The sequence below is a fragment of the Lysinibacillus sp. NPDC097195 genome, assembly GCF_044762075.1.
In the GTDB taxonomy this organism is placed as follows: domain Bacteria; phylum Bacillota; class Bacilli; order Bacillales_A; family Planococcaceae; genus Lysinibacillus.
Window position 1 is genome coordinate 2,219,116 of the sequence record NZ_JBIWDP010000001.1, and the last position, 16,615, is coordinate 2,235,730.

A 16,615-nucleotide genomic window follows, 5' to 3' on the forward strand; every position below is an offset into this window, starting at 1 on the left:
AAGCGTTTGAAGTCATCGCTAGCTTTTCCCCCGTCCCACACCGTGCATGAGGCTTTCACACTCACACGGCGTTCCATCGTTAATATTGTTGAAAGTTAGTAGCTAAGCTTTGGATTTCCTACTTCCGTTCTTAGCCTGTTTAGTTTATTTATTGCTCTTACTTCAAATTTACTAATTATCTTTTGATATTCTTTATTTGTTTGTGGGTCTGAATGATGGATAAGCATATGATATTGCTTGTTGATAATAATTAAATTATCATATTCATCTGTGCCACCAAGAGCTATTGGTTTTCTATGGTGGCAAATTGCTTGATGAGGTGTTAATCTCTCACCTGTAATGCCACAACAACCTTTTTGTGCTACATATTTACTTAAGCGGTTATTTTCATACAGAACACTTTTCGATTTATATATTCCTTTACGAAACATTTCAATTTCTCTAACAGACACTTGTTTTAAACCTTTATGAATTGCAAGCCGATCTTTTGCGTTATAAATCGTAAAATCAGGTTTGCGTTGTCCTCGTATATCATGTCGAATTGCTTCAATAGGATATACCAATAATCCATTACTTTTGAATCGAGGATAATTATAGTCTCCATAAAACCTATCAATCACTCCATTTGTTTCTTTTGTTCTTACAAAAATGTTTCTGAACATTAGTGATTTGATATTAGGATGAACATTATGTCTTATTTCATTAAAGTCTTGCGCTATCCTAGTAGCAATCTTGTAGTAATTTTGCAATCCTAAAATATTTGCATTAAATTTCATTACCTTTTTGGGAGTCGGATTCTTTCTTAGCTTAATAAGTTGATGTCTAATTACCGCTTGTACCTTTTCTTTTGCTTTTGGGTCCATTTTTGAATTTACAATATAACCCGTTTTCGCATTTCCTTTTGCTACCGCTCTAAATCGAATCCCTAAAAAGTCTGTACCGTTTTTCCGCAAGTTTGTAATTTTACTTTTTACTTCACTTACCTCTAATGCCAATCGTTCTCTTAACCATTTTTCAACAGCTATTTTTATCCTTCGGGCGTTTTCATAGGAATTTGTGAATATTTTAAAGTCATCTGCGTACCGAACTAAGTACATTGGTTTTAACTTTGTTTTCTTTAGAGCATCGGTTTTGTTGCGTTTTAGCTTATAAGGTACTTTTGTAGGTTTTGTTTCCCATTGATTCGAAATCCACCAGTCTAACTCGTTTAATACTACATTTGCGAGTAGAGGAGATAAAATTCCACCTTGTGGTGTTCCTTTTGACGGTACTCCTTCACCTAGTATTTCAGCTTTCAGCATCTTCTTAATAATTGCTAATACTTTTTTATCCCGAATGCCAATCGTCCATAATTGTCTCATAAGTTTTTTATGATTTACGTTATCGAAGAAACCTTTGATATCAATATCAATGACAAAGTGTTGATGGCTGTGATTCACCATATGATAACATCTTGCCAATGCATCGTGTGTGCTGCGTTTAGGTCTGAAACCATAACTTTGTGGGTTAAATTTTGCCTCCGTAATTGGTTCTAATACTTGTAAAAACATTTGTTGTATTAGCCTATCTTCAATTGTTGGAATACCTAGAGGTCTCATCTTTCCATTTGGTTTCGGAATAAATAATCGCCTAACAGCATGTGGTACATAATCTTCAAGCCTTCTTCGGACAAGTTTGACTAATTTATCAGCATTCATTTTATTCAAGTGTTTAATTGTGTGTCCATTAGTACCTTTCGTTTTACTGCCTGTATTGCTTTTGAGGTTTCGAAAGGCTAATAAAATGTTCTGTTGAGAGATAATTATCTTATAGATATCTGTAAAGTATCGACCACTTTTACTTTCTTTATAAAGAATATCGAAAATCGATTGTAAACCGAAATATTCGTTGTTTCTTAGTTTTTGTATCATTAAGTCAGCCAACTAATCACTCCTTTGTCGAAGCTTTCGTTCTCTTTAGTCATACTAGAATCTGACTTTATTGTAGGTTTGTTTTCAACATTAACGACTTGTGCCCTTCCCTCTGAAATGTTTTGTCCTCCGACTTATTGGATATTCAGTCATCTTTGGCATTTCTTCACTGGTACTACGGCACTACTGCCACTCCTTTTAAGTAAGTTATAGCTAATAGCCTTTCCTTACACCGTCGTCAGCGGAATGCAATTTCCTCTTACGTTAGGAGCTTCACACGTTCCTCTATTTCTATCTGTACATCTTTCCTTAGGTTCCCCCTAAATTCCGCTAGGCTAGCATGTGCCTATAACACAAGATGGATTTTCATAACCAAACGCTTACTCATCCACACCTAGTAGTCCTATTTGGACCCCGCAGCATTTCTACTACGTGACATTCACGAAAAGTCAGTCGAGGGTTCGTCCCAGTCATTCTACTGATTCTAACCATAGAAAGTTTATAGACGCCAGACCTATCATTCACAAGATTGCTCTCTTTCCACAGCCGTACTGTTTGGGTGAACTTCAGCCTACTTTAACGAGCTTCATACAAGTTTCAATTTTGCAGTTATCCACTTGCATGTCGTAGCTTCAGCGAGTATGTTTCAGGGCGTTACTCCGTCATTCCATACTTTGAAATAGTAGTTCTACCAAATTGGTGGCTAATCTTTTCAATTAGCAACGTGTCACACTCAAATCAATGTCAGGTACCTTATCTCCTTTAAATCCAAGGAACGTTTCAAATGGAATATCTTGTCCGTCTTTTTTATATGGCGTGCCACACTCGGTACAGTCTTTGTTTGGTAAGTCATAGCCGGAGCTAACCGAACCATCATTGAAAAACTCGGAGTGCTTACAATTCGGACAAATATAATGTGGTGGTAATGGGTTTACCTCCGTAATTTCCATAAATGTTGCAACCAATGATGACCCTACAGAACCACGAGAACCTACTAAGTAGCCATCTGCCAGTGATTTTTTTACGAGCTTTGCGGAAATTAAATAAATAACTCCGAAACCATGACCTAAAATCGACTTTAACTCTTTTTCGATACGGGCCTTCACAATTTCAGGTAATTCTTCACCGTAAATACGATGTGCCATTTCATACGTTAAATTCGTTACTTCATCATCAGAGCCTTCAATTTTCGGCGTATATAAGTCATCTTTAATCGGCTTAACATCGCCAATCATATCAGCAACTTTTTGCGTATTTGTAACTACTATTTCTTTCGCAAGATCCGGACCTAAAAAGTCAAAGTCCTTCAGCATTTCATCAGTCGTTCTAAAATGAACTTCTGGAAGCTTCGATTTATTTAAAATATTGGCGCCACCTTGGGAACCGATTAATATTTGTCTAAACATTGCATCGTTAGGATCTAGATAATGAACATTACCAGTCGCAACGACAGGCTTATCCATCTTCTTCCCGAGCTTGACCAACTTGCGAATAATATCCTCAATTGTCCATTCATCACGAACGACATTGCGTTCAATTAAAGGTGCATAGACAGCTTTCGGTTGCACCTCAATATAATCATAAAATCTTGCAACCTGTTCTGCTTCTTCGGGTGATTTATTCATCATCGTTTCAAACACTTCACCGTTACTGCAGCCTGAGCCGATTAATAGTCCCTCTCTATACCGTTCCAATGTGGAGCGCGTAACGCGGGGTACGCGGTAAAAAGTTTGGGTATGCGAATGGGATACAATTTTAAATAGATTTTTTAATCCATCATTATTGACTGCTAAAATCGTACAGTGCATCGGGCGTGCTTTTTTATAGGCATCTCCACCACCAACATGCTTATTGAAATCATCATGATATTTAATACCCAATTCATCCGCTTCTTTTAACAGATGCAATAATAGATAGCCAGTCGCTTCTGTATCGTAAATGGCACGGTGATGCTGGGTTAATTCAATGCCAAACTTCTTACAAAGGGTATTGAGTCGATGATTTTTCATTGTTGGATGCAGCAACCGGGCAAGTTCTAATGTATCAATCACTGGATGGACCGTTTCTTCAAATCCGTATTTTTTATAGCCAGTATATAAGAAGCCCATATCAAAAGAAGCATTATGGGCTACGACGATCGCGTCCCCTATAAAGGCATGAAACTCTTGGATTACTTGTTCCACTTCTGGGGCATTGCGTACCATATCATCGGTAATACCTGTCAGTTCGATCGTTGTGGCGGATAGTGCGTGATGTGGATTGGCAAAGCTTTCGTATTTGTCGATGACATGTCCACCTTTAATTTTTACTGCTGCGAGCTCAATAATCGTATCGTAGGCAGTTGAAAGACCTGTCGTTTCGACGTCAAATACTACATAGGTTGCTTCGTCTAATGCACGATGCTCCGATGCATAAGCAATCGGTACACCATCATCTACTAAATTGGCTTCTAAACCGTAAATCACTTTTATGCCATGTTTTTTCCCCGCACTATAAGCCTCTGGGAACGACTGTACAACCGCATGGTCTGTTATGGCAATGGCTGGATGGCCCCATTTCGCTGCCTGTGCCACTAAACGGTCTACTGGCGTCACTGCATCCATTTGACTCATTGGTGTGTGCAAATGTAGCTCTACTCGTTTTTCACCCTCAGGTGCTTTGTCTTGTCGTGTTTCTTTTTTAACTTCATTAATGTCATTTGCCATAACGATTAAATCACGAATAAAAGTATCCGTTTGAACAGAACCACGCACTTTTACCCACATACCCTTTTTCAAATGTTGCATCAGTTCGGCATCGTCATTATCACGGGAGAACATTTTGACAACGATTGAATCGGTATAGTCGGTAATTTTAATTTGCAACAGTGAACGTCCACTTTTTAACTCTCTAATTTCTGTATCAAAAACAAAACCTTCAATAATAACACGGCGTTCCTCTTCCACGATGCGCTTAATTTCCATAATTTCATCGTCTTTAATGTGCATACCAAGTTGGAATGGACGATCACCAAGCGCTGCCGATGCTGGATTGTCCTTTTTCTCTTGCTCACGTTTTTGGTAGTCTTGCATCGCTTGCTGAGCCATCGCCGCTTCTTCTAAACGTTTTTGTTCAACGAAGGCTTCCTGCGCCTCACGCATTTCATCAGATTGCTCTTGTAGCATAAAATCAAAGGCGATCGGTGGAAAACCAAATTGACTGTAGCTTTCTGCTAACTTTTCAGCATATTTTGTTTTCAGCATCATTTGTTCCATTTCCTGCATACAGGATAACGTAATTTTTTGCCCATTCCACATCGGGACTTGCGACACCAGGCAGTTCTTTAATGGTGGTGACATATCGTCAATTTGCTCAATAATGGTTAACCAATACGTTTGGATCAGTTCTTCCGTCACATTTTTTTCAACTGTTTCAAAAGTTGTTTCGATTTGCGCAATCGCAGCGAATTTTTCTGCAAGATGTGTTCGCAATAGTTGATATAACGGAAAAGGAAGGATGCCACGTAATTTAATATTAAAATGCCAGAGTCTATTTTTTTTATGGACCGTTAAACGGGATAATTCACCATCTTCAAAAAAAGACATATATACATCATCTGTTAGCTCTAGTTGTTGCAAGAGCATTTGAAATCTCTGTCTTGCTTCTTGTTGCTGTTCCAATCAATGACACCTACTTTCACTTTAATGAGAAACAGTGTAAAAAGCCTTTTGTTCTATTTCTTAGTTATCGAGCAAATATGCTTCGGTTATGATACAAAAAAATTCGCTCCCTTTCCACGGGTACATCCGCAAACCTCAAATTGCTTTTCGCTCTGTGAGGTTTGCTTGACTTCCCGTAGGAGTGTCGCGAATTCGTTTACTTGTTGTCATTAACTTTGGGCACTACTAGCCCAAAGGACATTAATTTTTACGGAAAAATTCATTTAAGCGATCAATAACCTCTTCTTTTTTCCATTCAAAAGTTTCGCCAGTTTGACGGAATTTCACTTCGACAACACCTTCCGTTGCCTTTTTACCAACTGTTACACGAACAGGTAAGCCGATTAAATCTGCATCTGCAAACTTAACGCCTGCACGTTCAGCACGGTCATCTAAAAGTACATCATAACGATATGATTTTAACAAGCCATATAATTCATTTGCTAATGTAACTTGTGCTTCGTCTTTCGTATTGACAGGCACGACATGAATATCATAAGGAGCTAGTTGTGTTGGCCAAGTGAAGCCATTATCATCTTGGAAATGCTCCGCTACAGCCGCTAAAATACGTGATACACCAATTCCGTAGCATCCCATAATAAATGGCTGTGCTTTACCTTGCTCATCTAAAAATGTACCATTCATTTTTTCAGAATATGTTGTGCCTAATTTAAAAATATGCCCAACTTCGATGCCTTCTGCAAATTTAATGATACCTTGTCCATCTGGTGATGGATCTCCCTCTTGAATAAAGCGAATATCTAAGTATTCATTTACTGCGAAATCACGCTCTGGGTTAACATTTACTAAATGGAAGCCGTCCTCATTTGCACCAGCTACACCATTGCGAATTGATTTAATCGCATGATCTGCGACAACTTTTACGTCTACTGGTAATTTTACAGGACCGATTGAGCCCACTCCACAGCCTAATAGCTGACGAATCGCTGCTTCATCCGCAAGTTCTACAGAACCAGCATCTAGTGCATTTTTTAGTTTAATATCATTAATTTCGTGATCACCACGTGCTAGCACCACAACTAATTCATCATCCACATTAAATACTAATGATTTGATGACATTTGAAGCGTCTACTTGTAAAAATGCAGAAACTTCTTCGATTGTTTTTTGATCTGGCGTTGCGACTTTTTCAAGATCTTTTACTGCTTCATTAGATGGTTGATACTCTACAGTCACTTCTGCCATTTCAATGTTTGCAGCATAGTCTGATGTATCAGAATAAGCAATTGTATCTTCTCCAATTTCAGAAAGCACCATAAATTCATGCGTACCTTTCCCACCAATGGATCCCGCATCCGCGATAACTGCTCGATAGTTTAAACCTAAACGTGAAAAGATATTTGAGTATGCACGGTACATATCATCATATGTTTCATCTAAGCTTTCGCGTGAAGCATGGAAGGAATATGCATCCTTCATAATAAACTCTCTTCCTCGCAATAAACCGAAACGAGGTCGTTTTTCATCACGGAATTTTGTTTGAATTTGATAGAGTGTTAAAGGTAATTTTTTATATGATTTAATTTCATCGCGCACTAAAGTAGTAATGACTTCTTCATGTGTTGGTCCTAATGCAAAATCACGGTTATGGCGATCTTGTAATCGCATCAATTCTGGACCGTATTTTTCCCAACGGCCTGATTCTTGCCATAGTTCAGCAGATTGCAATGCAGGCATTAATAATTCGATTGAGTTGATGGCTTCCATCTCTTCACGAATAATATTTTCAATTTTTGTTAACACACGTTTTGCAAGCGGTAAATACGAATATACCCCACTTGTATTTTGACGAATAAACCCTGCACGTAATAATTGCTTATGTGATTTTACATCTGCATCCGCAGGTATTTCACGTAGCGTTGGGATAAATGTTTTACTTTGCTTCATTCAGTGTTCCACCTTTTTTAATAAATAAATTAATACTCTAATTAGCATAAACAAATTTAGCTTTGAACGCAATGTTTCAAAACAATTGCGTTCAAAGCTATTTGACAATGTCATTACACTTTGGCATTACCTAGTCGAAAGCTAATGTTAGTTAAGCTTTAAAACTTAGCAATACGAAAGTTAACTGTCGTAAAACTTTAGAAGAAGAATCGTTGAATATCGTTCCACGTAACAACGACCATTAAAATCATTAGCAATACAATCCCTACAAAATGGACCATACCTTCTTTTTGACGATCAATTGGTTTACCTCTTACCGCTTCAAAACCAAAGAACAGTAAGCGTCCACCATCTAATGCAGGCAGTGGTAATAGGTTCATAATACCAAGGTTTATACTAAGCATAGCGGCAAAATTCATTAATGCGAATATTCCCCATGTTGCAACTTCCTCAGTCGTTTTATAAATACCTACAGGTCCTGATAGTGCATCAATAGTAAATTGCCCCGTAATGAGCTTTCCTAATAATTGGAATATTGTAACCGTCATATTATACGTTTCTTGAGCACCGTAGACTACGGCTTTTAATGGATTATAAACCCGAGGGCTTTCATACCTTACACCAATTTGGCCGACAGTTTGGTCATTCTGCTTAACTGCCTTTACAGTCATGCTGAGGTTTTCAATTTGGCCCCCACGCTCAACCGTCACATTCACCGTTTGATTTGGACGCTTCTGCACAATAGTCGCTAAATCTTGCCACTTTTCAACAGCATGTCCATCAATAGAAGTGACCTTATCTCCTGCAATCATACCAGCCTGTGCTGCTGGATCATTTGCTACGACTTCTGAAATAATCGGCTCGTACGTTGGTACACCGTTTAATAAACCAATTAGCATATAGATGAAAAATGCTAATATAAAGTTAAATAATGGTCCAGCAAAAATTGTCATTGCCCGTTGACCGACTGTTTTGGCATTAAATTGACGATCATATGGTGCAATGACCGTTTCTTTACCATTTTCAACAACAACACAATCGCGCGCAACTTGATAGCGTACTAATTTTTCCTCGTCATCATAACCTTCAATAAATAACTCTCGTTCTAAATCAGCACGTTCTACTTCTAAAAATAATAAATCTGGCATTTGTCTATTATTTTGATTAAAGATAATTTTGTTCACAATATTATCGTCATTGACAATAATGCCTACTCGGTAGCCAGGCTGTAATTCAATGCCATCCATATCCTCGCCTGCCATGCGGACATATCCACCGATTGGCAATAATCGCACTGTATAAATTGTCTCACCATGCATTTTTCCGTAAATTTTCGGACCCATACCGATTGCGAATTCACGTACCATAATTCCCGCACGCTTCGCGAATAGGAAGTGACCAAGTTCATGGAAGAACACGAGCAAGCCAAATATTAATATAAATGCAATGGCTGTTTGCATAATACCCCACCTCTTTAAAAGCGATTAGTTAACGATAACTTCCTGTCGTTATTTTACCATGTCTAACACTATTTTTCTTGTTTCTCTATCTACATGTAAAATGGTTTGTAAATCTGGCACTAGCACATTATCGTGTGCCTGCATGACACGTTCAATTGTTTCATCAATCTCAAGAAACGTTATTTGACCTTCTAAAAACGCGGCAACTGCTGCTTCATTTGCGGCATTCATGGCAGTTAAAATGGTACCACCTGCACGTCCTGCTTCATAAGCTAATCGCAATGCTGGATAGCGTGCAAAATCCATTTCTTTAAAATGCAGCTGACCGATTTGCGCTAAATTAAGTCGTTGCCCATTATGTAGCGGCATACGATCTGGATAGCTTAAAGCATATTGGATAGGCACACGCATGTCCGGCGTACCAAGTTGTGCTAGAACGCTAGTATCATGATACTCAACTAGAGAGTGAATAATACTTTCTCTGTGTAAAAGTACGTCAATTTTATCATAAGGCATATCAAACAAGACATGTGCTTCGATAACTTCCAGCCCTTTATTCATCATTGTTGCTGAGTCTATCGTAATTTTTGCTCCCATCGACCAGTTAGGATGATTGAGCGCATCAGCAACCGTCACATGTTTTAGCTCTTCTCGTGTTTTGTCGCGGAAACTACCACCGGACGCAGTAATAATTAAACGTTCAATATTTTTCGGGTTTTCACCATTCATCGATTGGAATAAAGCAGAATGCTCACTATCAACCGGCAATATTGGGGCATTGTATTTTTTCGCTTCCGCCATTACTAAATGTCCTGCCGTGACAAGCGTTTCTTTATTTGCAATGGCAATTGTTTTACCCATGCGAATGGCAGCTAATGTAGATTCAAGACCAACGCTACCAAGCACTGCATTGACAAGTACCGTTGAATCAGGATGGGTCGCAACTTCTACAAGCCCTTTTGCACCAAATGTAAAGTGTACTTGCGGATAGTCTTTTGCGAGCATACGTGCATCTTCCTCAAGCTGAACTGAGACAAGTTCTGGCTTTAAGGTCTCGATCATTTCACGTGTTTTTTCTATGTTTTTTCCTGAAGAAAACGCTACTAGATGAAATGCCTCCCGTTGTTCTTTTAAAATATCATAGGTTTGCCAACCGATAGAACCAGTTGCACCCAATAAACTAATTTTTTTCACGACAAAACGTCCCCTTTTTCTATCTTAGCAAATCAATATTTTAATTTGCCTCATTATGCTACCGACGCATTAATTTGGGAAGCAGCAAACCGTTCCTGCGCTGCTTTTCCCGCTGAAGTTGCGCCTTCCGCTCCATTGAATGTTCGTTATTTTTCTACAAACAAAAATAACGTCATCAAATAAAGAAAAACTACACTGTCTATTCAACCATTTAGCTACCGAAAAGATGTAAAAAATGTAGCAAAGGCACGACGAATAACAAACTATCAAAGCGGTCCAAAATGCCGCCATGCCCTGGTAAAATATTGCCCGAATCTTTTACATCAAAATGACGCTTGATGGCTGACTCCACTAAATCGCCCATTTGGCCAATGATGGAAGCAAAAATCGTAATAAAAATTAGTGAAACATAACCATTTGCGAATGGATAAATCGCTTGCATTGCGATAGCAAAAATCACCGCAATAACAATACCACCAATGAAGCCTTCAATCGTTTTCTTTGGTGAAATTTCTGGCCACAGCTTATTTTTCCCTAATTTTCTACCAACAAAATAGGCACCTGAATCTGTTGTCCATACAACAAGTAAGCAATAGACAACAAATTCAAGACCATAGCTTCTTGTTTCAATTAAATAATGGAAACCTAATCCTACATAAAATGCACCAAGTAAAATAAAACCAATTTCATCAAATGTAATTTTGTTTTTTACTAAGACTACATAAATCAGCAAGAGCATCACTAGTCCATAGATAACCATTAATAAGGACGAGTAGCCAATAGCATGTACTACTTCATTAGCCCAGTTTTTCGGTATGACAAGCAAAATGAGTGTCAGTAACCCGATAATGCCCGGTACTGAAAAAATTGAAATACTTTTCATTTTTAGTATTTCATAAAAGCCTACAACAGCCATTGCTAGTACAAGTAGTGTAAATGGCACTTTTCCATAAATAACAAATGGAATAAACAGTGCCGCTGCAATGATTGCTGTGATGATTCGTTGTTTCAAGATGTTTCTTCTCCCTTCAACCCACCGTAACGGCGATTACGTTTTTGATAGTTTTCCACCGCTTCCAGAAAGTTTTCCTCACTAAAATCTGGCCACAATGTATCGGTAAACCAAAATTCCGTATAGGCGAGCTGCCATAGCATAAAGTTACTTAATCTCACTTCACCACTTGTACGAATTAGTAAGTCAGGCTCTGGTAGATGAGCTGTCATTAAATGAGCTGTCATACATTCCTCATTTATGTCTTGTATGGTTAATTGACCGTCCTGTACTTTTTGTAGCATCGCTTTCATGGCGCTAACCATTTCTGATCGACTGCCATAATTTAAGGCAAAATTTAAAATTAACCCTGTATTATGTTTCGTCTTCTCCATTGCCTCATACAATGCTTTTTGTGTATGTGCCGGTAGAAGCGTCGGATCACCAATCATTTCAACACGCACGTTGCGCTCCATCATTTCAGGTAAGAAGGAGCCTAAAAATTCTACAGGTAGACGCATAAGAAAATCGACTTCTGGTTTTGGTCGTTTCCAATTTTCTGTAGAGAACGCATACACCGTTAATACTTTTATGCCAAGATCAGATGCAAATCTAGTTACCTTCCGTACTGTCTTCATACCCTCGTGGTGCCCAGCAACACGTGGCATGGCCCGTTTTTTAGCCCAACGTCCATTTCCGTCCATAATAATCGCTACATGGGCAGGAATCGGCTCGCTTTTCGAATGGGCAACACGTTCCTCCAATGATAGTGTATCCATATTTACTTGTTTACCTAATAGCTTCTTAAACATGCTAACTCCCCCACTACAACTAATCGGACGTATACTAACCTATCATAACAAACAAAAGTGCCTTTTGTCTTTTTTTTCCCTCTAATTGACTATGTATGAACTACCTTATTTTAGAACAACATACATCGCAAAGAACAATCTTGTCTTGCTACCTTCATGAACTGCTAGCGCACTTAAATAAGTGTTTACTATTTGTATGCAAGTAAAACGTTATAGCGCATACATGACAGGAGAAATGTAGCATCGATAGAAATGAATACTTTTACAATAAAAGAGAAAAGACGTCCTGTTATGTATAGGACGCCTTCATCTCATCAAAAAGTTCCATCGTAGAAATGTAAAGCGCCTGCTTACACTTCTAAAATTTCTTTTTCTTTTTCTTTCGCTACTTGATCTACTTTCACGATGAAATCATCTGTTAATTTTTGGATATCATCACCATATCCACGTAGATCGTCTTCTGTGATTTCGCCAGCTTTTTCAAGTTTTTTAAGATCGTCATTTGCATCGCGACGAACATTACGTACTGCGATTTTCGCATCTTCTGCTTCTTTTTTCACTTGTTTTACAAGGTCTTTACGACGTTCTTCTGTTAATGCAGGAATCATTAAACGAATAACTGAACCATCATTAGTTGGTGTAATACCAATATCCGATTTCATAATCGCTTTTTCGATTTCCCCTAAAATTGTTTTATCGTAAGGTGTGATTACTAGTAAACGCGCTTCTGGTACAGCAACACCTGCAAGTTGATTGATTGGTGTTGGTGCTCCATAATAATCTACAGTAATTCGATCTAATAGAGATGCGTTTGCACGACCTGCTCGGATTGATGCTAGTTCACGTGAAAAAGCAGCAATCGATTTATTCATTTTTTCTTTTGCTTGTTCTAAAACTTGTTTAGCCATTATGCATTCCTCCTAACAACTGTTCCAATTTTTTCGCCCTGTACGGCACGTTTAATATTACCTGGCTCCGTAATTGAGAAGACAATTAACGGAATATCGTTATCCATACATAGTGTTGAAGCAGTTGAATCCATTACTTGTAACCCTTGTTGAATAACGTCTAAGTATGTGAGTGTATCATATTTGATGGCAGTAGTATCGACCTTTGGATCTGCAGAGTAGACACCATCTACATTATTTTTCGCCATTAAAATCGCATCAGCGTCAATTTCAGCTGCACGTAATGCAGCAGTTGTATCTGTAGAGAAGAACGGGTTACCTGTACCTGCTGCAAAAATAACTACGCGTTTTTTCTCTAAATGACGAACTGCTTTACGACGAATATATGGCTCTGCTACTTGTGTCATCACAATAGAAGATTGCACGCGTGTTTCGATACCTAATTTTTCAAGAGCATCTTGTAATGCTAATGAGTTCATAACCGTTGCTAGCATGCCCATATAGTCAGCTGCTGCACGATCCATGCCCATTTCACTACCGATTTTCCCACGCCATATATTACCGCCACCTACAACAACAGCAACTTCTACATCAAGATCTACTACTTCTTTTACTTCTTCTGCAACAGACTTGATAATTTTTGGTGATAATCCGAAGCCAGCCTCTCCTGCTAACGCTTCACCACTCAGTTTAATAACTACTCGTTTATATTGTGGCACACTCATTGTAAACCTCCGTCAGACATTTATTTAAAACATTTCTATTCCTTTTCCATTATAGTATATCTAACAATAATTGCTAGTTGTGAATAATGGTAATAGAAAATTCTATCTTTTTTTAGCTCTTTTCGGAAAAATAGGGAACACGTTATGTTGTGTTCCCCATTTTTTGTCTAGAAAATCTAGTGATTATTTGATTAGGATCAAATGTAAGCCAATTCAACAAGTGAACTAGTCTACAAATTAGTTACCTTTAACTTGGCTCATTACTTCTTCAGCAAAGTTATCTTCGCGTTTTTCGATACCTTCACCAACTGCATAACGTACGAAGCCAGTTACAGCACCACCAGTTGTAGCAACGAAGTCGCGAACTTTTTGGTCTGAGTTTTTAACGAATGATTGGTCAAGTAAGCAAACGTCTTCGAAGTATTTACCAAGACGACCTTCAACCATTTTCGCTACGATGTTTTCTGGTTTACCTTCGTTAAGTGCTTGTTCAGTTAACACTTTACGCTCACGTTCAACTTCTTCAGCAGAAACTTCGTCACGAGAAACGTAAGTTGGGTTAATCGCTGCGATGTGCATAGCGATATCTTTAGCAGCTGCTGCATCTGTAGAACCTTCTAAAGATACTAATACACCAATACGGCCGCCCATGTGTAGGTAAGAACCAAATGCATCTGCATCAGTTTTTGTTTTGATTTCGTAACGACGAAGTGTAATTTTTTCACCGATTGTTGCTACTGCTGTTGAAATTTGGTCAGCGATTTTTACGCCTTCTGCATTTTCAAGCTCTAATGCAGCTTCTACTGATGCTGGTTTAGCAGCAAGTAATTGCTCAGCTAAAGCAGAAACTAATACTTGGAATTTATCGTTTTTCGCAACGAAGTCAGTTTCAGCGTTTACTTCAAGAATAATTGCTTCGTTACCTTTTTCTAGAATGTAAGTTGTACCTTCTGCAGCGATACGGTCAGCTTTTTTAGCAGCTGAAGAAAGACCTTTTTCACGTAGGAAATCGATTGCAGCTTCTAGGTCACCATCAGTTTGTACTAACGCTTTTTTACAGTCCATCATACCAGCGCCAGTTTTTTCGCGTAATTCTTTTACTAATTGTGCAGTAATGTTTGCCATTTAGTGTTGCCTCCTCAAATTGGTTAAACTTATTTCAGTGATAGGTTCTAAAAAAGGTGATAAGGGTTCTGAGCCACTTATCACCTTTTTGTAAACGTGAATTACTCAGCAGCAGCTTCTGTAGCTGGAGCTTCTTCTTCACCTTGTTTTGACTCGATTAAAGCGTCAGCCATTTTAGCAGTTAATAGTTTAACAGCGCGAATAGCATCGTCATTAGCAGGGATAACATAGTCGATTTCATCTGGATCACAGTTAGTATCAACAATACCTACTAGAGGGATGTTTAATTTACGAGCTTCTGCAACAGCGATACGTTCTTTGCGTGGGTCAACCACGAACATAACGTCTGGAAGATCGTGCATATCACGGATACCGCCTAAGAATTTAACTAGACGTTCGTGTTCTTTTTTAAGTTGGATTACTTCTTTTTTAGGAAGAACTTCGAAAGTTCCTTCTTCTTCCATTTTTTCGATAGCTTTCATACGTGCAACACGTTTTTGAATTGTACCGAAGTTAGTAAGAGTACCACCTAACCAACGTTGGTTGATGTAGTAGTTGCCTGAACGTTCAGCTTCGTCTTTGATCGCTTCTTGTGCTTGTTTTTTCGTACCAACGAAAAGAACTTTACCACCGTCTTGACCAACTTGACGCATGAAGTCATAAGCTTCCTCTAATTTTTTAACAGTTTTTTGTAAGTCGATGATGTAGATCCCGTTACGCTCAACGAAGATATATTTCTTCATTTTTGGGTTCCAACGACGAGTTTGGTGACCGAAATGTACACCAGCTTCAAGTAATTGTTTCATAGAAATTACTGACATGTGAATTTCCTCCTAGAATGTTTGGTTTTTTTCCTCCGCATTTATCGTCTGCAACAAGCTACCCTAATCTTAGAGCACCACTTACTGCATCAAAATGCGTGTGTAGTAATAACACCATTTGCTACTATATCACAGCTTTATAGCATTAGCAACTGTTTTAGCTATGGAATTTCAATAAAAGCTCGATTTCTGTCTTGCCTTTTTGCAGTTTTTTGGCAATTTCCTCCGCCGATTTCCCTTGCTTTGCCATTTGCACAATTTGTTGCTCCATCGTTAATGGTTGTGGCTCTTCTTTTTGTACTGTAGGTGGCTTCGACGCTGTGGCTTGCACAGGTGCGCCTCCTAGCTGTTGGCGTGAGTAGGCGTTCGTTACGATATTTTTCGGCACTAAAATACGAGGCTCGTTCTCTCGTCCCGCTTCCTTCGTGTGGCTTTCTAATGATGACAACGGCTGCCCTTCATTTTTTTGTAAGGCATTGCGCTTTTGTTGTCCTGTAGTAGTTGCCATTTCCGGTTTTGGCACGACTTGCAACGCTTGAATAAGGCGATTGTTTTCGTCTTTCATTTCAGTTAAATAAAGACTGATGGAGTCGTCCATTTCTCGCATTAAACGTTCCTGCTTTTTTTCTAAATCTTTGAATTTCGCTAGTTTGGTATTCAAAATGATAATGAAATAAATTGATAGTAGCTGTAAAACGAAAAGTACAGCTATTAGTATGGTTGTCATAGTAAACTCCTATCCACTATAGTCCACGAAATTACCTTTGAAAGGATGCTGAGCCTGTTTTTCGGGTTTTTCGTTAAGATTTTTTTTCTTTTTACGTGTACCTTTTATATATTCCCCACCAGCTTCTTCCTCTTCACTAATCTCAGACATACCTTCAGATGTATTGACAGCTTTTTGTTTGCGCTCAATGTCCTTTTTTAGCGCTTCATTTGCATGTGCTTGTTGAGCTAAAGTTTGTTGTTGTGCCTGATCAGCCATTTTACCCGCTTCAAACGTTTTTGGAATAGCTATTTGTAATTCGACACCTTTTAAACTCATTCGTATCCCTCCCTCAAC

General features: G+C 38.5%; 12 protein-coding genes and 1 pseudogene. All 13 read right to left on the bottom strand.

Going from position 1 to position 16,615, the window contains the following annotated elements; all coding sequences use genetic code 11:
• Positions 1-95: 95 nt before the first annotated feature.
• Entirely contained in the window at positions 96-1,922 is a 1,827-nt protein-coding gene (gene ltrA / locus ACIQXI_RS11525; protein WP_402924731.1) for a group II intron reverse transcriptase/maturase, read from the bottom strand.
• Positions 1,923-2,641: 719 nt separating this feature from the next.
• Positions 2,642-5,569 (bottom strand): annotated as a pseudogene (locus tag ACIQXI_RS11530) (PolC-type DNA polymerase III); the annotation flags it as partial.
• A 240-nt stretch (positions 5,570-5,809) separates the two neighbouring features.
• Complete coding sequence (locus ACIQXI_RS11535) at positions 5,810-7,516, bottom strand: proline--tRNA ligase (protein ID WP_402924733.1); 1,707 nt, start codon at positions 7,514-7,516, stop codon at positions 5,810-5,812.
• 197 nt (positions 7,517-7,713) lie between these two features.
• Positions 7,714-8,976 (bottom strand): RIP metalloprotease RseP, encoded by a 1,263-nt coding sequence (gene rseP / locus ACIQXI_RS11540; protein WP_402924735.1) that lies wholly within the window; start codon positions 8,974-8,976, stop codon positions 7,714-7,716.
• A gap of 48 nt (positions 8,977-9,024) precedes the next feature.
• Positions 9,025-10,170 carry a 1-deoxy-D-xylulose-5-phosphate reductoisomerase gene (gene dxr, locus ACIQXI_RS11545; RefSeq protein ID WP_402924737.1) on the bottom strand — a complete coding sequence of 382 codons (1,146 nt, stop codon included), beginning with the start codon at positions 10,168-10,170 and terminating at the stop codon, positions 9,025-9,027.
• Between the two features lie 211 nt (positions 10,171-10,381).
• The gene (locus tag ACIQXI_RS11550; RefSeq protein ID WP_402924739.1) at positions 10,382-11,182 is read right to left on the bottom strand and encodes a phosphatidate cytidylyltransferase; all 801 of its coding nucleotides are present in this window, start codon (positions 11,180-11,182) and stop codon (positions 10,382-10,384) included.
• Entirely contained in the window at positions 11,179-11,973 is a 795-nt protein-coding gene (locus ACIQXI_RS11555) for an undecaprenyl pyrophosphate synthase (RefSeq protein ID WP_402924741.1), read from the bottom strand. The genes ACIQXI_RS11550 and ACIQXI_RS11555 overlap by 4 nt, the downstream gene beginning before the upstream one ends.
• Before the next feature lie 350 nt (positions 11,974-12,323).
• Positions 12,324-12,881, bottom strand: coding sequence for a ribosome recycling factor (gene frr / locus ACIQXI_RS11560; RefSeq protein ID WP_402924743.1), 558 nt, complete (start codon positions 12,879-12,881; stop codon positions 12,324-12,326).
• Positions 12,881-13,606, bottom strand: coding sequence for a UMP kinase (gene pyrH / locus ACIQXI_RS11565; RefSeq protein ID WP_402924745.1), 726 nt, complete (start codon positions 13,604-13,606; stop codon positions 12,881-12,883). Before pyrH ends, frr begins: the two co-directional genes overlap by 1 nt.
• A gap of 237 nt (positions 13,607-13,843) precedes the next feature.
• The gene (tsf, locus tag ACIQXI_RS11570; RefSeq protein ID WP_402924747.1) at positions 13,844-14,731 is read right to left on the bottom strand and encodes a translation elongation factor Ts; all 888 of its coding nucleotides are present in this window, start codon (positions 14,729-14,731) and stop codon (positions 13,844-13,846) included.
• 101 nt (positions 14,732-14,832) lie between these two features.
• Entirely contained in the window at positions 14,833-15,552 is a 720-nt protein-coding gene (rpsB, locus tag ACIQXI_RS11575; RefSeq protein WP_402924749.1) for a 30S ribosomal protein S2, read from the bottom strand.
• Between the two features lie 157 nt (positions 15,553-15,709).
• Complete coding sequence (locus ACIQXI_RS11580; protein WP_402924751.1) at positions 15,710-16,279, bottom strand: DUF6115 domain-containing protein; 570 nt, start codon at positions 16,277-16,279, stop codon at positions 15,710-15,712.
• Between the two features lie 9 nt (positions 16,280-16,288).
• Positions 16,289-16,597: an RNA polymerase subunit sigma gene (locus ACIQXI_RS11585; protein ID WP_402924753.1), complete on the bottom strand. Its 309-nt coding sequence runs from the start codon at positions 16,595-16,597 to the stop codon at positions 16,289-16,291.
• Positions 16,598-16,615: the final 18 nt, after the last annotated feature.